The organism is Deltaproteobacteria bacterium, assembly GCA_023382265.1.
Lineage (GTDB): Bacteria > JAMCPX01 > JAMCPX01 > JAMCPX01 > JAMCPX01 > JAMCPX01.
Map to the genome: position 1 here is coordinate 1 of JAMCPX010000039.1, position 19,549 is coordinate 19,549.

At 39.7% G+C, this 19,549-nt stretch carries 13 protein-coding genes; 5 read left to right on the top strand and 8 right to left on the bottom strand.

The annotated features are described in order from the left end of the window. Positions 1-226: 226 nt before the first annotated feature. The 5 genes from M1381_07505 to nadA form a co-directional block, all read right to left on the bottom strand. Entirely contained in the window at positions 227-1,255 is a 1,029-nt protein-coding gene (locus M1381_07505) for a hypothetical protein (protein MCL4478927.1), read from the bottom strand. 29 nt (positions 1,256-1,284) lie between these two features. Then, positions 1,285-2,307, bottom strand: coding sequence for a phosphate acyltransferase PlsX (gene plsX, locus M1381_07510; GenBank protein MCL4478928.1), 1,023 nt, complete (start codon positions 2,305-2,307; stop codon positions 1,285-1,287). A 539-nt stretch (positions 2,308-2,846) separates the two neighbouring features. Continuing rightward, positions 2,847-5,267 carry a hypothetical protein gene (locus tag M1381_07515; protein MCL4478929.1) on the bottom strand — a complete coding sequence of 807 codons (2,421 nt, stop codon included), beginning with the start codon at positions 5,265-5,267 and terminating at the stop codon, positions 2,847-2,849. A 31-nt stretch (positions 5,268-5,298) separates the two neighbouring features. Then, positions 5,299-5,664, bottom strand: coding sequence for a response regulator (locus M1381_07520; protein MCL4478930.1), 366 nt, complete (start codon positions 5,662-5,664; stop codon positions 5,299-5,301). A 127-nt stretch (positions 5,665-5,791) separates the two neighbouring features. Next, positions 5,792-6,700, bottom strand: a complete 909-nt coding sequence (nadA, locus tag M1381_07525) for a quinolinate synthase NadA (GenBank protein ID MCL4478931.1) — start codon at positions 6,698-6,700, stop codon at positions 5,792-5,794. A 140-nt stretch (positions 6,701-6,840) separates the two neighbouring features. Here nadA and M1381_07530 point away from each other — a divergent pair, with 140 nt between their 5' ends. Genes M1381_07530 through M1381_07545 form a run of 4 tightly spaced genes read left to right on the top strand, consistent with a single transcriptional unit; the run spans position 6,841 to position 11,640 of the window. Continuing rightward, the gene (locus tag M1381_07530) at positions 6,841-8,022 is read left to right on the top strand and encodes a (Fe-S)-binding protein (GenBank protein ID MCL4478932.1); all 1,182 of its coding nucleotides are present in this window, start codon (positions 6,841-6,843) and stop codon (positions 8,020-8,022) included. 53 nt (positions 8,023-8,075) lie between these two features. Then, positions 8,076-8,696, top strand: coding sequence for a hypothetical protein (locus M1381_07535; protein MCL4478933.1), 621 nt, complete (start codon positions 8,076-8,078; stop codon positions 8,694-8,696). A gap of 58 nt (positions 8,697-8,754) precedes the next feature. Continuing rightward, complete coding sequence (locus M1381_07540; GenBank protein ID MCL4478934.1) at positions 8,755-11,013, top strand: protein kinase; 2,259 nt, start codon at positions 8,755-8,757, stop codon at positions 11,011-11,013. A 21-nt stretch (positions 11,014-11,034) separates the two neighbouring features. Beyond that, positions 11,035-11,640, top strand: coding sequence for a non-canonical purine NTP pyrophosphatase (locus M1381_07545; protein ID MCL4478935.1), 606 nt, complete (start codon positions 11,035-11,037; stop codon positions 11,638-11,640). Here M1381_07545 and M1381_07550 read toward each other — a convergent pair. After that, positions 11,637-13,961 carry a vitamin B12-dependent ribonucleotide reductase gene (locus M1381_07550; GenBank protein MCL4478936.1) on the bottom strand — a complete coding sequence of 775 codons (2,325 nt, stop codon included), beginning with the start codon at positions 13,959-13,961 and terminating at the stop codon, positions 11,637-11,639. The genes M1381_07545 and M1381_07550 overlap by 4 nt on opposite strands. 488 nt (positions 13,962-14,449) lie before the next feature. Here M1381_07550 and M1381_07555 point away from each other — a divergent pair, with 488 nt between their 5' ends. Beyond that, a complete protein-coding gene (locus M1381_07555) occupies positions 14,450-14,674 on the top strand; it encodes a twin-arginine translocase TatA/TatE family subunit (GenBank protein ID MCL4478937.1) in 225 nt (74 codons plus the stop codon). 6 nt (positions 14,675-14,680) lie between these two features. Here the strand turns inward: M1381_07555 and M1381_07560 are convergent, their stop codons facing one another. Both M1381_07560 and M1381_07565 read right to left on the bottom strand, forming a co-directional pair. After that, positions 14,681-17,014 carry an O-antigen ligase family protein gene (locus tag M1381_07560; protein MCL4478938.1) on the bottom strand — a complete coding sequence of 778 codons (2,334 nt, stop codon included), beginning with the start codon at positions 17,012-17,014 and terminating at the stop codon, positions 14,681-14,683. Further along, the gene (locus M1381_07565) at positions 17,007-19,529 is read right to left on the bottom strand and encodes a TIGR03960 family B12-binding radical SAM protein (GenBank protein ID MCL4478939.1); all 2,523 of its coding nucleotides are present in this window, start codon (positions 19,527-19,529) and stop codon (positions 17,007-17,009) included. The genes M1381_07560 and M1381_07565 overlap by 8 nt, the downstream gene beginning before the upstream one ends. Between the last annotated feature and the right edge of the window lie 20 nt (positions 19,530-19,549).

Genomic DNA, 19,549 nt, shown 5'->3' on the forward strand with positions numbered 1-19,549 from the left:
TGAAATCTTTGGTATGAAAGTATATATCAAGAACAAGAAAGGAGAGCTTATTACCCAACCCCATGATTAGATTTCTGGATGACAAGATGATACCTATTTCGGTTAGATTTTTACATGACTTGACAGGGAAATAAAAAACCGAAGTTTCATGAGCTTTAATCCGGAGCTGAAGACCAGCAGAAAATCATCAACTTTAAGTAGAATTAAACGATAGTAAATGATTTTATCACTCAAAATACTGTTCAAAGAATGATCTCCTTTTTTTCTCAGTCTTTGTGTTCTTTTCCCTGTAAAGATCAATATAATTGATATTTTCCGGAATGAATTCTGTTTTTTTATCAATAGACAAATAATCTAAATGTTCCGCACTCTCGTTAAATCTCGAGAACAATATTTCGGATACGGGTGTTTTAAGCCAAATTTTCTTGTCTTCTTTTATTTCTTTTTTAAATCGGTCGATGTCTTTTTTTATGATCGTTTTTCTTCTAAGAAGATCCTGTAAAGAATTAACGAGCATGTCTACAGAATAATTAAAATTATTTACGAGGTTCATTCCCACATTTACAACAGCATCATAATCTATATACATGCCCTTATATAATACAATAGCTGCCTGAAAATAATTGTATATGGGGATCACGCGATTTCCGTAATGGTTAAACCGATATGGAGGTGTTCTCTTTTCAAGATGAATAAATATACTTTTTACCGGATCGGCCGTTTTTACTTCTTCATATAATTTTAAAATATTGTTTTTTATGTGTTCATATATGTTTGCTTCATGCAGTACATGCTCAACCATATCCTTACTAACTCTGCGTGCAATAATGTCTGCGTACATTGAATAAACGAATGCATCCGTTTCCGCATCGTCTCCCAGGAGCACCTCGTCTACTTCTACAGGTGTGATCCTCCTCTGTTCTAATAATACGGGCAGTTTGTAGCCTATCTGATCTTTTAAAGCACGGAATTTTGCATGCAAGAGGTTCCTCAGGTTCGGCTTTAAAACAAAATTGTCCCATTTTATACCGTCGATCTTGAGCTTTACCTCAAGCACGTGTCTCATCTGTTCAGGACTGCCCGATATAAAATAAACAGAATTGTTTTTATCCTTCTCTATTTCTTTGATAAGTGCAGATGCTCCGGGGACGTTTTCTTTCTCTTCGGGTTTTTGTAATACAGTTTTTATAAGCCCCTTAAGGGTTTCAAAATCCGTTTTGATGTAGGTCTTATCAAGATCCCACTTATAAATCATAAATGTTTATTTAATAATTTTAAAGAACGTTATTTAACATGTGCCTGCATGGTTGATACTATTTGCTCAATAAGTTTGCCTCTCACTGCCTTCGCGGCAACCTTTATTGCATTGGATGTAGCTCTTGCTCTTGATCTCCCATGTGCCTTTATGAACAGATGATCAAATCCAAGCACAGGAGCACCTCCGTATTGTTCCCAATCCGTGATCTGTTTCAACTGTGAAATGGCACCCTTAAGCATAAACAAACCGAGTTTCCATGCGATATGCTGTTTGTAAGCATATCGCGCTAGCCTGATCATTGTTTCAGAAACGCCTTCAAGCATCTTAAGCACTATATTACCGTCAAAACCATTGCAAACGACAACGTCGGCAGTGCCTTTTGGAATGTCAACACCTTCTATATTCCCGATAAAATACATGCAATTACACTGCTTCAGCATGCCATAGGCTGCAACAATCTCTTCTCTGCCTTTTATCTCTTCAACCCCATTAGAAAGAAGTGCAACCTTTGGATCGGGATTCTTGCTCACGATTCTTGCATAAGCACTTCCCATTACCCCAAACGCAAACAGATCTTGAGCCGTTACATTAAGTGTTGCACCAACATCAAGGATCAAAGAAAACGGGTCGTTCTTTTCACCTCTCCTTAATTCTGTTGGATAAACTGCCGCAAGAGCAGCTTTTGATACTCCCGGCAGTTTTTTAAATGTCTTTGCACATGCAAGTATTGAAGCGCCCGTATTCCCTGCACTAACAATCGCATCTGCTTTACCATCCTCTACAAGTCTTGCTGCTACAAGAATTGACGAATCGGGCTTTTTATCAATAGCCTCTTTTGGATGCTCATCCATGTTAACGCGCTGTGTGGCATGATAAACAGATACATGTTCGGGGTTATACTCAAGTTCGCTTAATCTTTTTGATATAAGCTGTTCATCCCCTACAATGATAACATTAATATCCGTGTCCAGACTTATCCATGCAGCTCCCTTTAAAACATCGTCAGGCGCAAAATCGCCGCCCATTACGTCAAGTGCGATTGTTGTCATGGTAAAGGATTTGCATATCTCTACGGTATTGTCAAGATGGGCCTGTTCCCGACCGGTACCTGATGCGGGAGAATCCGGAAACGGGCTAAACGCAAAGGGATCAGAATTGATTTTAAGAAATCAATAACAAAAGAAAGTATGAAAATTTAATGGAAGCCATCACAAAAATTTGACATTTACTAATTGGAGGTTGACAAAGCTTTTCAGAGGAGGTCTTTGGTTTTAGCAACCCCAATAACGGTTCACCGTATCAATATATATAATAGCACCTCCGATTTAATTTCATCATACTTTTTGTACCAAACTTCCGCAAATCGTTCTATCTGTCCTGTCTCAAACATGATCGTCAATCCCAGTATCTTGCCGGCTCGCAATATCGTGTGATCCTACTTTCCGCTCGAACTATGAAAGTTTATGTGATAATTCCGTGTTCATAAAAAGCATCTCACGAAGCTTAATAAAAGCACGAACTACACAAAGATTAACTTTTATAACATGCTGTTTTTTTCAAATGCATTGTTTGGATGAAGGCAGTGTGTTTAAAAGACCTCTATTCTATAGGTTGTATTTGTAAAAGCCGATGTCCCCTGCAACGTGAAAATAGTGTTTCCGTTAAAACTGCCGTTAATATCGAAACTCCCATTCACCACACCGCATCCTACTGCACCGGTGTCGGTGCTGCTGCATGAACCAATAGGACCCCCGCTCTGTGTGCTCAATACAACGCCCGCTCCCGGATTTAACCCGTTTATTCCTGACGCCAATGTAAAAGATGAGCCGTCATAAACAGTAAAACTGCCGTTTGCACCCGGATATACCCTTATGGTTTGTGATGTTATTTCCCGGGCAAGGGTCGTTACTGTTGGATTATTGACCGATATGAGTGTATCAGGTATGTTTGTAAGCATTGGTATTACTGAACCTGCTTTGATAAACACAGGTATGATATCCATAGGTGCCGGTACCGTAACACTAACGCCGCCTGCGACAGCATTGCCTCCATCAAATGGATACCAATTCCCGTTCGGAAGATACACGGCCCTTTGTTTTGCGCCCTGGATTATAACAGGTGCAACAAGCATATCATCTCCAAACAAATACTCGTCATCTACAGTTGCGGTATTTGGATCATAGGGATACTCGAGCCATAATGCCCGCATAATAGGTGTACCGTAATCGTGTGCCCGATTCATATAGGTATAGATGTACGGGAATAAAGCGACGTGGAGGTTTGCATACTTTTGAAACATGTTTATCGTATCCTGATCGCTGTTCCAATTCCAATTGGAATACAGGTCATATCCGTTGTGTGTTCGCATAACGGGTGTGAAGCACCCGAGTTCTGTCCATCTAAAATAGAGTTCTTTTGTGGACGGGGGACATGACAAACTTATATAACCTGCTATATCGCTTGTGACGATAGGTACGCCTGAGATGCCCATGTTTAAATTGGCAATTATTGCGGTGGGAAAACCAAACTGTGTATCAAAATCTGTGTTCTGATCTCCTGCCCATATAACAGGTTGATATGGCTGTGAACCAAGATAACCTGATCTCATAAAGAATACAAAATCACCCGATGGTATAACCGATGACATCAGTTCATAATTTGTTTTTGCCCAAAGTATAGGGTATTCATTGTGCATAACGGCTCCGGTCCCTGCTTTCATGTATGCATCGTAAGGTAGCCATTCTCCAAAATCTGCCATCCAGCCGCTAAAACCGAGACCTATTGCATTACTCAGATATCCCTGAACCCATGTTGTTGCAGATGGATTAGAAAGATCTACCATACTCTGATTGCCCTGAATACTAAAAAATGTAAAAGGAAGACCAGTAGATTGTGTTATAAGATAGCCGTTTGTTACTGCTGTGCTCCATTGATCCTGAGATTCATCGACAAAGCTGTTAAAGTAAGCCATTGCTTTAAATCCTAACGAGTTGAGCGTCATATTGACACCGGCCATCTCGGGATAAAGTGTAAAATCGGGTGTCCAGTGATAAGGCAGATCATATCCGTTACCTGAACTTTGACCGCCTACCCAGTCCTGGTACCATATAGCGGAGGAAGGGATATCGTCTGAACGGAGCTGATATGCGGTATTTAACAGTACAGAACTACCGCCTTCTATTGAGATCCATGGACCTATTACCCATGGAGGTGATAAGGGCTGTCTGCCTACAATAGATGTAAAATCCTGGACAATGTTTAAGGGCAATTTATCTGAAATGAGTATTATATGCATGCTGCTGTCCCATAGTTTTATTCTTACCTGCTTTGGGTTTGTACTGCATAGATCAAACTTGCTGTATGAGGTAGAGCTAATCAGCACACCCGCCGGCGCACTTGTCAGCATAAACGGCTCCGGAAAATATGCTGGATGCAGTGCCAGTGCTAACCGGGGAGCATCGGGGATATCCTGCAAATACCCATGATCCTGAGCCCAGATCCCAACGATATTTCCCCGCTGGTCGAGGCTGTTAAATTGTTCACCAAGACCGTAAAAGTGATCGTTTTTATTACATGCAAACCCCAATGATATCCTGTTTATTGGTTGGACTGATGGTGCTGAGATGTTTAAGCCGAGCATATTATTATTAATAGGACTTATCGTCATATAACCATCACCCGCATTTGAACTGATCTTTAGGATTAGCACATCTGGAGACGATTCAATAACATTAAAGGCGCTGGTTTGCACCCATGATGATGTGTCTGTAATCTCAAAAGAACCCAGCATTTCCTGTACATTAGCCTTGCCATTGCCCCATTCTATGCTGCTCTGGGGTAAGATTACTCTATCATATTGATCCACCACGGTTAATACAGGCCCGCTGCCGTTAAGTTGTATTGTAAATGAACCGACCTTGTATGATTTGCTATTGGATGAGCTTGCACATCCTGATGCCGTGATTACAGATAATAGGGCTATCGAGCATATATAAAGTATTCTTTTCATGCGGATCTCCTTTTATTGATTAAGTTTCAATTTAACGTTTTGCTATTATGTCAAGCAATTCTTTTTTATTTATCGGCTTGGTTATAAAATAATCACAGCCGCTTTTTATTGCCCGTTCCCTGTCTTCTGAATTGCCGTGAGAAGTTATGATTATCACCTTTATGTGTTTGAGATCTTCACTGCTTTTGATAAACCTGCATATCGCATCGCCGTTCATTTCCGGCATCACCAGATCCAGCAGCGCAAATCTTGGTTTTTCGAGTTGGACTCTTTTAAGAGCCTCTGTCCCTGTTTTGGCCTTTAAAATATCATAACCAGTTTTTTTAAGTAAGATCTCTTCAAGCATAAGAACTGTCGCGGTATCATCCGCTATAAGCAGCTTTTCTTTATCAGGCATGAGCCCTCCTCATTGTATTGTAAAAAAGTTATGCACAAAACCAATAACAGTATCTATAGACATATAGACACTTTGATTTTTTATATCACATATATTTATAATATCAATTGTTGTGAAGTGTTGTGTTCTACAGGACAGAAATCATACGCTCAAGGGAGAGGCGTGCTTTTTCAATGATTTCCTCCGGCAGGGTAATCTCGTATTGATTCTTCTCTAACGCGGATAGAACGTCGCCAAGCCTTGTCCTCTTCATATTGGGGCAAACGAACCCGTGCGACGCTATTATAAACTCTTTTGCAGGATTTTCTTTTTTCAATCTATGAATTATGCCTTCTTCCGTGCCTATGATAAATCTCCCGTGATTGTCCTCTCTGACAAACCTTAGAATGCCGGAGGTTGATGCAACCTTATCCGCAATCTCAACCACTTCCGGTCTGCATTCGGGATGGCATACAAAAACAGCATAAGGATATTTGGTTTTAAGCGCTTTTATTTCTTCGGGATATACGTGATGATGGGTAGGGCAATAGCCTTTCCAGATAATCATTTCCTTTTTCACAAACTTTTTAACATAATTCCCGAGATTCTTATCCGGGACAAAGATAACCCGGTCAGACGGTACTGCTTTTACAATATCTATTGCGTTCGATGATGTACAGCAAACATCCGTCATAGCCTTTACATCCGCATTTGTATTAACATAGCTTACTACCCAGGCATCGGGGTAGGATTTTTTAAGCTGAGAAAGCTCTTGTGCAGTTATCATATCGGCCATAGGACACCCTGCGTTGATGTTTGGCAATAGAACAGTCTTTGAAGGGGACAGGATTTTTGCCGTTTCAGCCATAAATCTTACGCCGCAAAAAACTATTATATCTGCGTCCGTTTTTGAAGCCTTTACGCTGAGCTCATATGAGTCGCCTACGAAATCAGCAACATCCTGTATCTCCGGTCTTTGATAATTGTGCGCCAGCATTACGGCACGTTTCTCTTTTAATAATGCCCTTATGCGATTTTGTAATTGCGTATTTTCCATAACTTCTCCTCAGTTTATTTTAAGCATTGAAAATTAAAATTACAAACCCAATTACGAATTTAAAAGACCATTTGATAAAATGGTTGAAAGAATATTTAAAACACCATAGGTTAAAAGTCTATAATAGTAGGATGAATTGAATGGAGCTTTTAAAAAAATATAAAAGGGAGATAGAGTACTGCACTTTCTGCCCCAGATTGTGTAGGTTTGAATGTCCTACGGCAATAGCAGAATCAAATGAAACATATACTCCAACGGGTAAGATGTCGCTTGTTTATCTGGTTGAGATTGCAAAGGCAGATCCTGAAAAGGTTAAAGACGCATTTTATATGTGCGTTGATTGTAAGCATTGTATAACACCATGCCTGCATAAGATTGATGTCCCTAAGGTGCTTATTGAAGCAAGGGCAAAGGTTTATGAATCAGGGATATCCGATCAGAACATAAAAAAGTTTGCAGGTTTACTTGAAAAGTACGACCATCCTTATAGCCATATAATGGAGGACAACCTGAAAGAGGTGGTCTCCGGTTTGCACAGTCGTTATAAGGAACAGAAGAAAACCAATGGCATGCCTCCACTTGCCGCTCCTTATCAAGGAGAGGATCACGAGAAGCCGTCCCTTGATAGGGGGAGGGTGTTTTATTTCCCCGGCTGCACTGCACTTAGGTTTTATAAGGATACCGTGAAAGGTGTAAGCCGGTTGCTTACCGTACTTGATATAGATTTTGATATTATGGATGAGCCCACGTGTTGCGGCTATCCAGGCTATGCTGCTGGCGTAAAGGACTGGTTCCAAAAGACTGCTGCCAAACTTAAAGGAACACTTGATAAATATGATACAGTTATAAGTACATGTCCTACATGTATAAATACATTCAAAAACATCTACAGGAGAAACGGCATTGAGCTCAGGGCAAACCCGATGCACATACTTGAGTTTATCGCACCAAAAATAAAACAGTTGTTAAAACAAATCACAAAGACCGATGCGGTTGTTGCTTATCATGATCCATGTCATCTCGGCAGGCATCTTGGCAATTATGATACGCCGCGAGAAATAATCGATCTGATTTATGAAAAGAGGGTTGAATTTCAATGGTCAAAAGAAGAGGCAAACTGCTGCGGCGGAGGCGGCGCAGTACCTTTGACTAATCCTGATACATCCTCAAGAATAGGTAAAAAGAGGATGGAAGAGTTCAAAATTACTGGTGCTGATAAACTTTTAACAGCATGCCCGAGCTGTGTAAGATGGCTTAAAAAGGCTGACGAGAGAGTAGAGGTTATCGATATAGTGGATGTTCTCGTAAAAAAGCTTGTTTGACAAATTCATAATCTGCAAGTATAAATTCTATCATAAAAGAGGAGGAAATAGATATGAAAAAGATGGTTTTAAGTATTACGACTTTGTTTATCATGCTTGGTTTGACGATCAGTGCGTTTGCCGATAATATCGGGGGGGCAGGAGGATCACAATTCACTTTATTACCCATCAAGATAGGTGTGGGATTCAACAGGCAAATGTATGTTATTCCATCTACGCCGGAGCAGCTAACCTTACCCGGGGGGACTATACAATTACAGCCAACCGCTCCTGCCGACATTTCTATAAGAGTACTTGCAGGACCTTTTGGTGGGGAGTTTGATATCGGGGGAAACCAATATGCTATTACGGGTATCGGAGATGTTAATGTGTTTGATGTTGGGTTAAAGGCTTTTTATGCGATCATATCCAAGCCCTATGTAAAATTCAATGGAGGTATAGCATTAATGTACACGGATTTAGACGGTAAAAATATGGGAGCACTAATAGGAACAGGTTTTGACTTCATTGCTGGCCCTGAATTCTTTATTCCACAGATTCCTGAGCTCGGATTCAATATAGAGTTAGGGCTTGGGTATCACTCATACTCCTTTAGTGGAGACCATTTTGCAGGTGATGACCTTGGTTTCCGGAATGCCGACTTTCTGCAGGCGGGTATGCATTATTACTTTTAATGTGTGATGGCTTTAAGGGATGGGTTATTTCCCCATCCCTTAACTTATTTATAACAACATGAATCAGCTCCTAATCAACATAAAGCCCTATTTTGCTTATATTGGACATTCGATTGTTAATTATACGGGCAAGATCATGGATCCGGGCACACAGATATTGTGGGGAGTGATAATCATTTTAGGTGTATTGTTTATTATTGTACACAAAATGCATAGAGCAAGAAAAGCGGATATTAATGGAGAGATCCAAGCTTTAGAAAAAAAAGCAAGCAGACTTTTAAAGCTCGGCAGATTTGTTGAAGCTGCAAAGCTTTATGAAAGAGCTAACAAAATTCATGAGGCAGCGGACGCTTATTATAATGCGGGTGCAATTTATTATGCGGCGCAGCTTTATAAAAAGCTTGGAATAAAAGATAAAGAAGCAAGGGCATTAGAACAGCTCGGCTTCTACAAAGAAGCCGGGGAGCTTTACAAGGAGCTCCCCATGTATGATAAGGCGGTAGAGAACCTGCTTAAAGCACATGAACTGCTGCAAGCAGCAACTATGCTTGAAGCAACAGGCAATATTGAAAAAGCAGCCAAAACATATATGTCCGCTGGATTTAATATCAAGGCAGGTGAGCTTTTTCATAAACTCGGGAATAATGCAATGGTGGCAACTGCTTATGAATCCGGAGTTGTTTTGCCAAAAGGTAATATCATACCGAGGGCAATATCAAATTATGCACTAAAATCCGCACTGGCTTATAATGCAACAGGCAATATTGAGAAGGCTGCTCAGGTTACTGAAAGGTCAGGGCTTTTCAAGCAGGCTGCAGCGCTTTATTACAAACTTGATAACTTTGCAAAGGCGAGTGAATTGTTTTTATCAGCGGGTGATAAAAAATCCGCTGCTAAGATTATGGAAAAAGCAGGCTGGCAGGATAAAGCGGCGCTTGTTATGGCTTCATACTATGAAGAAAAAGGTATGAAGCGCGAAGCAATAGAGCAGTATGAGAAGCTTGGCAGGTTTGAAGAATCAGCAAAATTATACGAGACACTTGGAGAAAAACTTAAAGCAGCAGACCTGTATGTAAAAGCAGACAAACATGTTCTTGCGGCATCAATATACAGGGATATGGGCTATGTGGATAAATCATTATCAATACTCGAATCAGCATCAGAAAAAGATAAGCAGACAGAAGAAGCCGCGGCATTAAAACTCGATCTGTTCCTTGAAAAGGGCATGTACAAAGACGCTGCTGCGATTATAGAGCAGGGACTGGGCGGACGCTCTCCGAGTACAGCAAATATAAACCTTTATTATAAGCTTGCGAATATCTATGAAGAAGAAGGCAGGGTAAAGGACGCTATAACCATCTATAACAAGCTCGTCAAGATCGATCAAGGCTACCTTGACATTACAGAACGTATAGAAAAAATAAAAAGGCTTACAGAAGCGCCCTCACCATCCGTTATTGATCAATACGCAAAAACCGTTCTGCTCTCGGACACGGGTGAAGGGGTATTATCAAAAAGGTATAGGCTTATCACCGAGCTTGGCAGAGGGGGCATGGGCATCGTGGTAAAGGCACAGGACATTGTCCTCGGGCGGGTTGTTGCTGTAAAGCTAATGTCCGCGGGTAGTGCAACAGATCCAAAGCGTATAGACGCTTTTATTAGGGAAGCACGGACATCTGCATCTCTAAATCATCCGAATATCGTTACAGTGTATGATGTTGGAGAGGATAGGGGTGCATTTTACATCGTAATGGAATTCGTAGACGGGACCATACTAAAAAAGCTACTCGAAGATTATCCAAAAGGTATGGACATTATGCTTTGCATTTTTGTCTCTGCACAAATACTGAAGGGTCTTGCTTATGCACATGAAAAGGGCATAATCCACCGGGATATAAAACCTTCGAACATTATGTGGACGCCAAAACGCGTTGCAAAACTTATGGACTTCGGGCTTGCAAAAGCGATTGAAGAGATCAAACATGGCGAAACAATTCTTGGGGGCACACCACTTTATATGTCACCGGAACAAATTCTCGGAGAGAAAACGGATGCAAGAACGGATATTTATTCATTCGGCTGTACACTGTATGAAATGCTCACATCAAAGCCGCCATTTATACAGGGCGACATAGGCTATCATCATGTTCACACAGAGCCACCCCATTTAACCGATATTAATACACAAATCCCTGCATGGCTTTCAGATGTTGTGCTTAAATGCCTTAAGAAGCAGCCTGAACAAAGGTATCAATCTGTAGAGCAGTTATTTAATGATATGCAAGCGGGCTATAAAACAATGAAGGGCACGGCATAAGCCCGTTTAATATTTTCAAGAATGACTTTTCAAAAAAGGCTTTTACTTGCTACACAGAACCATGCAAAGTTCTTAGAGATAAAATCGATAATAGAACGGTATGCACAATCGCATAAGATTACGATTTTAACGCCTGACAGAAGTCCGATTGCCGATATTAAAGAAGGTATCCAATCCTATGAGGCAAATGCTAAGGCAAAAGCCATGTATTTTACAGAGCGGTTCCGGGTTGATTCGCTTGGGGAGGACTCCGGTATAGAAATCCCCGCTCTTAATGGATTCCCTGGTGTTGTCTCGGCAAGGTTTGTAAAGGGCAGTGATATGGATAGAAACAATGCATTGCTTGAAAGAATGAAGCATCTGGAAGGGCATGACAGGCATGCCTTATTCAAGGCTTACGTTGTTATAGCCTGTACGAATGGATCTTTTTTTACAGGATACGGTGCATTAGAAGGGCACATAACGGAAGCCCTGTCAGGTTCCAACGGTTTTGGATATGATTCCATATTTGTACCCGACGGTTGTGATATTACACTTGCTAAGCTCAATCCTGAAGAAAAAAACGGGATCAGCCATAGAAAAAAGGCGATCATGTCGGTTATAGAGGAATACCTGAGGTCAGGTTAAGAGCATTTAGAAAACCCACAGCTCTGGCAGGTGTAGCATCCTTCCGACGGCATCATTACACTGCCGCATTCAGGACATGTTGGATAAAGCATGTCCCCTTCAAGCACATAGGGTGTTTCCTTTATATTGTGTTTTGTACTACTCCCAGAAGTAGCTATTGTAAGGGTGAAAGCCGGCTTTGATTCGGTATTCTGTATGCCTTTTTTTTCCTCAAGATATCTTTCAATAGCCTTTGCAATGGCATCCGCACAGGAGAGTATAATACCTCCTCCCTTTTCCCTTGCAGGTGCAGGACATCTTACGCCTTTTAATTGTTTTATGATCGTTTCCTTATCAAGGCCTGATCTGAGAGAAAGTGATACAAGTCTCGATATTGCCTCTGTTTGAGATGCGCTGCACCCTCCTGCCTTACCCATTGCGGCAAATACCTCAAAAGGGCCTTCTGGATCCTCATTTATAGTAACATACAGATTTCCACATCCCGTTGTCATACGTCTTGTCAATCCTGCAATAACCTCCGGCCTTGGTTTCGGCGCCTTTGGGACATTCGGAGGTACGTCTTTTTCTGTTTCTTTTTTATCATTAATGCTGATCGATAACACCTGATTTTCACGGCTCCCATCCCTGTATACTGTAACGCCTTTGCATCCAAGCCGGTATGCAAGCCAGTAAACCTCTTCTATATCGTTTTCTTTTGCATCTTTATGAAAGTTTACTGTTTTGCTAACCGCATTATCAACATACTTTTGAAAAGCGGCCTGCATTTTTATATGCCAGATAGGAGTTATGTCATGTGCAACCCCAAAAATACCCTGCCATTTTTCAGGCACATCATCAATACCCCTTACGCTACCGTGATTAAGGATCTCGTTCACAAGCTTTTCGGAATAAAAATGTTCCTGTTTTGCCTTATCAAAAAACAAAGGATGAAGTTCCGGCAGCTTTGCATTATCAAGTACATTTCTAACATAAGCAAGTGCAAATACAGGTTCTATGCCGCTTGATACACCGGCAATGATACTGAGTGTGCCTGTTGGTGCAATTGTCGTAATGGTTGCATTTCTCAGAGGAGTATTGCCAGGTTTATCATACACACTGCCTTTAAAGTTTGGGAATGCGCCTCTTCTCCCTGCGAGTTCATGCGACATTTCTTTACCATGCTCAAGTATGGTTTTCATGACTTTTGAACCAAGCTCAATAGCCTCTTCCGAATCATAAGGTATTTCAAGCTTAACGAGCATATCTGCAAACCCCATTACACCAAGGCCTATTTTCCTATTGGCCTTGGTCATCTGTTCAATAGCATGCAAAGGGAATCTGTTTGCATCAATCACATTATCAAGGAAGTGCACCGCATCGATAGTAGTCTTTTTAAGTTTCTCAAAATCAACGGATCCATCCATAACCATGTTTGAAAGGTTTATAGAGCCAAGATTACAGGACTCATAAGGAAGTAACGGCTGTTCACCGCAAGGATTTGTGCTCTCTATTGTACCAATATTGGGTGTTGGATTATCGAGATTGATCCTGTCTATAAATATGATGCCGGGCTCACCGGTAAGCCATGCCTGATGTATAATCTTATTAAATATATCACGCGCATTCAATCTGCCGGCAGGTCCTTTTGTTCTTGGATTGATCAGCCCATACTCTTCATTGTTATCAGCAGCCTTCATAAATGCCTCTGTAATCGCTACTGAGATGTTAAAGTTATTTAATTTATCCGTTTGTTCCTTTGAATGAATAAACTCCAGTATGTCAGGGTGATCCACGCGCAGTATCCCCATATTGGCGCCCCTGCGGGTTCCACCCTGCTTTATTGTCTCTGTTGCAGCATCAAACACTGTCATAAAGGATATTGGACCGCTTGATATGCCTTTTGTGGATAGAACAACATCATTTTTTGGTCTTATGCGGGAGAAAGAAAAACCTGTACCACCTCCGCTTTTATGTATTAATGCTGTATGCTTTATGGTTTCAAATATACTTTCCATTGAGTCCTCTACAGGCAAAACAAAGCAGGCAGAGAGCTGACCAAGCTCCCTGCCTGCATTCATTAAAGTCGGGGAGTTTGGTAAAAATTCAAGATTAGCCATCATATCATAGAACCTATATGCAAGTGCTTCTATATCAGCAGCAGGTTCATAATCACCGTCTATCTTTGCTATGTTATAAGCAACACGGAGAAACATTTGGTCCGGGGTTTCAACCGGCGTACCCGTTTCATCTTTTTTTAAATATCTTTTTGCAAGCACCTTTTGTGCATTATCAGTAAGCTTTACTGGAAAAGGTGGTGTAAGATGGCTAATATTTGTTTTCACATATCCTCCTATATGTAGTATAATGATTTATATGATTGTCTATATATAGTTATTGTCAGCCGTGTCAATAGAAATTTTTTATAATAAAATAAGCCTTTTTTTACAATGGGTTACGATCTTTGAATAAATCCAAAAAATGCAATAGAGTTGGAGCGGCTGGTCTAAACCCCGCCCCTGCTTCTCACTTTATCCGGTGTAGTCTATACATCTGCTGCCGGGTGCAATCGTGGTTGAGTAAAAATGAAGTTATGGTAATAGACATTGAAGGGCATGATGAGGTTTATTAAACCCAATATCGTCACACTCGCATACAGCCTGTTTATAGGATTCAATAGACTTACCTGTCCCGAATCATGGATAAAACACACAATATAATTTCCACCTGTTAACAGGTACTAATTTTCTAAATCGGAATTTGGAATTAATATTTAACTTGAAAAATAAATTTGAAAGGCTTACACTATAAACTAAGATAAAAGGAGAGTATTATGTTTGATATCGGTATGCCAGAGCTAATAGTGATATTCGTAATTATCCTTGTGCTTTTTGGCGGCAAAAAACTTCCTGAGGTTGGGAAAAGCCTTGGAGAAGCAATAAAAAACTTTAAAAAGGCTATGAATGAAATAGAGGCAACTCCTAAAAACGATGAAAAGAAAGAGCTTGAATCAGGTAAGCAGGAAGAAAAAAAGTCTGACAGTACACATACAAATTAGGGTATATTAGTGTTTTCTTTTCGGAACCCTGCGGGGCAGCACGAATGCTTTGCCTGTGAGAAGTTCTTTCATTTTTGGTCTGCCAAGTAATTTAGAAAATATACTGTCATTTACCACCGTAATTTTAAAGGATGTGTTTATCTTGAAAAGGGTGGCAAGTGCATCAAGGGCAGCTCCCTCATTTTTTACAAGCATATATCCCTGGGCAAGTTTATACCATGCAACGGGGTTGTGCGGCTCAATCTTTGTCAGTTGCAAAGCATACTTTAATGCATCGTTGTAAGCATTTGTTTTTTGCAAACATTCTGTAAGGTTTAATATAGCTTTAAAATCAGATGGGTTTTCTTTTGTAGCTTCTTTCAGGTAATTGATCGCATTCTGATAGTCAGCTTTCATATAATACGCAGTACCAATAAGGAAATCGTATACATCTTTATCCCCGTTGTTCTTTGATAAAGATAAGGCAAGCGCAAGGGCATCATTGACATTATTTGTATTTAGATACGCGCTTATCAGATAAGGACCGATTTCTTTGACAGATAAAGGCTGAAGGTCTATTGTTTTTTTAAATTCACTTATGGCTCCAGAAAAATTGTCCTGCTTGTAGTATAAGAAGCCAAGCAATTTATGACCATAATAGAAGTACGGGTTAAGTCTTAAAACCGTTTTTGCATCTGATATGGCATCGGCATAATCGCGTGTTCCAGCCTCTGCTCTCGAACGATTGTACAGAATTATGTAGTCATCCGGAGCAAGATTGTAAGCCTTGTTCAAAAGGTTTCTCGCCTTTTGAGGCATCTTAAGGTCTATATAAGTTTCTGCTTCTGTATTATAGATGTCTGCAAATGCCTGTTTATAAGAAAACCCGGCAAGGTTGCTCAATAAAAATACTATGATTATTAACAGCCCCGTGTAGAATACGGAAAGGAAGTAGTTATGAGTCATCCCGATTTCAAAATCATACTTCCATCGCCATTTAAAACTTGTTAGTTTTTTTAAAGTAGATATAAAACCGTACTCATCCTCAAAATATCGGTACTTTCTTTTCCCCACAATGAGCCCTGCAAAAAACCAGAACATAATAGAAGAAGCAGGATTCTCAAGATTGAATGTGAAAAATGCAGTTATCAGTGCAGCGACAATACCTGTAGAGAGTGCTATCATCCATAGTATATTCTGGGTATCATCTTTTGCATCCTTTATACTTTTAAAGGCAGTAATAAATATCTCTATTATAAACCAGAGGAATAGCAGTAAACCCACAATACCGAGTTCAAACAAGATTTGCAGGTATTCATTGTGCGCATTGTTGAGGTATCTCAGTTCAAGCCAATCTGTATTTTTTAGTGCTTTTACCTCATAAAGAGGTATATTGATCTCATAATTGCCTATGCCAACACCCAATAAAGGGTTATCTTTAAGTTCTTTTAAAGTGCTGTCCCATACCAGAATTCTGAAAGAATTAGATGGATAGCTGCTATTGAATATGCTTTCACCTCTATAAATAAGTTCTCTGCCCTGTTTTGTGAATGCAACACTAATAAGCAGAATAGCAGCTATACCTGTTAATGTATAAAGTATAATCCGTTTTATTTTTCTATTAAACAACGAATGCACTTTATATATATTAAGCAGGCTAACAAAATAGATAGCTGCAAATACAAGTGCTACCCAGCCGGCACGATTCTTACCTATGAGTACGTAGGAGAGGGATAGTATGATCCCTAAATAGGTAATGTATTTTATTATAGCCTTCGATTCAATAAAGAAAAGCGATATTAAAAGAGGCATTACCATCACGATATAATCTGTTGTAAAATTTGTTAGTCCCATGGTGCTTGCCGGATTTGGCCTGCCATAAAGATCCAGAGGTGATGAAATTATTTTGGAAAATTGCAGCAACCCATATGCACTTACAATCAGTGATACTATCACTATGATTATGCTAACCGTCCGAAGCTTAATATTGTTTGCATAATAAATAGCAAAGAAGAACAAGCCTTGATAGGCTATCTGTTTTGCTATAAACTGAAATGAGAGATGCGGATTGTAAGAATTAAACACCGATAAAAGTACTGCGATATCAAGTAAAATCAATGGGATTAAAACAGGGGCATAAAAAAATTCTATTTTTTTGTACAGTATCGATCTTAAAAAGTAAGCTATTAGCACAGGAAAGAAAAATACATAAATTACAAATACCTTTGTCCAGACGTATTCATATCTGTAAAAAGTAATCGGGACAAAAAACAGAAGCATCAAAAGACTCACCACACTTATGTAATCAAGTCTGCTTGCAGTTTTATTTGTATGATTAATTAAAATCTTATTCTCACTCATCTATAAACTCTACATCAACCTTTTTTAACGGTACATTTATAATCTCGTGATACGGGATTGCAAGTCCTTTTTCAAGTATGTCTATCGGCCCTATGATTCTATTGTTAACCTTTTTTATAACAATAACAAGCTTACCTGATGGATCTATAAACATTCGATCTATAAATTGTCTTACATCAATATCCTTTTTCTTATCTTTTTGTCCAGACGTTATTATAAAATTATCACTTTTTAAAATAAGATCTATTCCGGTGCTAAGTACAGACATATTGCAGCTATTGATTGTTTCAAGTAAAAGTTCATAATGAATAGTCCTTATCATATTATTAACAGGTTTTGAGCCATAAGGTAAAATCTTAACCTCAAGAAATCTCAGACCTTCATACTCTACTGTCTTAAGCATTTGTAACACATACTCGGATTTTACTTCTCCGTATAGATTCAAATCCATATATTCTGCTTCACTCTCAATCCCTACCTGTAATGGATCACAAAAAGAGAGCCGCGGCTTTGGATGAAAGCCTGATGTGTATGCAACGGGAAGTCCTGCCCTATGGATGGATCGCATTAAAAAATCAATAAATTCAAGATGACTTAAAAACCTTAACATACCTGTCTTGGTGTATCTTATACGGATTATCATTGACCAATTAACAGCATCCTGCTGGATTTTTTTATTGTGATCGACAGGCTTAAAAGACAAAATCTTTGATACTACAGGTTCAATAAGCCTGAAATCACATACGCCGCAATCATAGCATGTCGACTGAAAACAATCCGGTGTTAAAGCACGTTTCTGTGATTTTATCAGTTCATCAATCAAAAAAGATTTTGGTATATATGTATCGATGTGATCCCATGGTAACGGTTCTTCTAACCCGCGCTCTCCAATAAACTCTTCTATATTAAATCCCTGTTTTGATATTTCATTAACCCATAGATTATAGTTTATTGATTCCCCCGTTCCGTCATATATCTCCTCATTCCCGCTTACCTTTTCAATAACACCGGCAAGTCTTCTGTCTCCGGCAGAAAGTATTGCTTCTATGTGACTTACTTCCGGTGCCTGCCATTTTATACTCACGTCCGTTTTTTTTATTAGCTGTCTTATCAGACCCAGTCTTCTTCGATACTCATCTATAGATATGATCCCAGACCATTGAAATGCCGTATGAGGCTTTGGGATAAACATTGCAATGCTTGTATTGATCTTTGTTTTTTTATGTTGTTTTCTGACAATATCGTGTATCTTTAATAAAAGTTCGCCGAGCCCCTTAATGTCTTCATCCGTCTCATACGGCAAACCAATCATGAAGTACAGCTTGATTGTCTGCCACCCAAGTTTAGAAGCAATCTCCACACTTGTTAAAATATCCTGTTCTGTGATGCCCTTGTTTATTATATCCCTTAACCTCTGTGTTCCTGCCTCCGGCGCAACCGTAAATCCGCTTTTCCTTACCTTTTTAATCTCTTCAAGCATTTCCATTGTAACCGTATTTGTCCTTAATGATGGTAGGGATATAGAGCATCTGTCATCCTTATATATCTGCATAAATGCCTTAAGCAGTGGCATAAGATTTGAATAGTTTCCTGCGCTCAAAGACAGAAGGCTTATGTCCGAATAACCGGAGGATTGTACATTTTCCTGAATTTCTCTGATTACCACTTCTGCATCTTTTTCACGCACGGGCCTATAGATCATGCCCGCCTGACAGAATCTGCAACCTTTTGTACACCCTCTTGCTATTTCTATGATAAGCCTGTCATGGACGGGCTTTATATAAGGGATTATGGTACGTTTAATCGTGCTTTTATTGATATCAGAAACTATCCTTCTCTTTATCTTTTTTGAAGATTGATTAACAGGCACTATGCCTTTAAACGTGCCGTTTTCATCATAGACCTGTTTGTAAAGGGCCGGGACATACACACCCTGTATATCGGCAAGCATTTCAAGACATACATCTTTTGATTGATTCCTGTCCTTACTTATTGCAAAGGCATCAATAATCTCTTTAATGACATCTTCACCATCACCAACAATGATTGCATCAAAAAACGGGCTGACAGGCTCCGGGTTAAATGCACAACTGCCTCCTGCTATTATAAGCGGATACGGTAAGGCTCTATCTTTACTGTACAGATTCAGTCCTGCGAGTTTAAGAAGATTAGGAATATTTATGTAATTAAGTTCTGTTTGAAGTGTGATACCTATAATATCAAATCGATCCAGCGGAGTGTCTGTTTCTATGCTTGCAAGTCTCACGAGGTGTTTTTTTAACAATGTCTGCATATCCCATGCAGGCAAATAAGCCCTTTCTGCAAGTGCGTAAGGCAGCTCATTAATTACCTGATAGAGTATCTTAAGCCCAAGGTTTGGAAGCCCAACTTCATAGAGATCGGGGTATACGAGTGCCACCTTTATCTTAACCGAATCATGTCGTTTTACGACAGCATTAGACTCGGGTCCAATGTATCTTGAAGGTTTTCTTAAGAATGGTAAAAGTTCTCTCATATAATGAAAACGCTTAATTA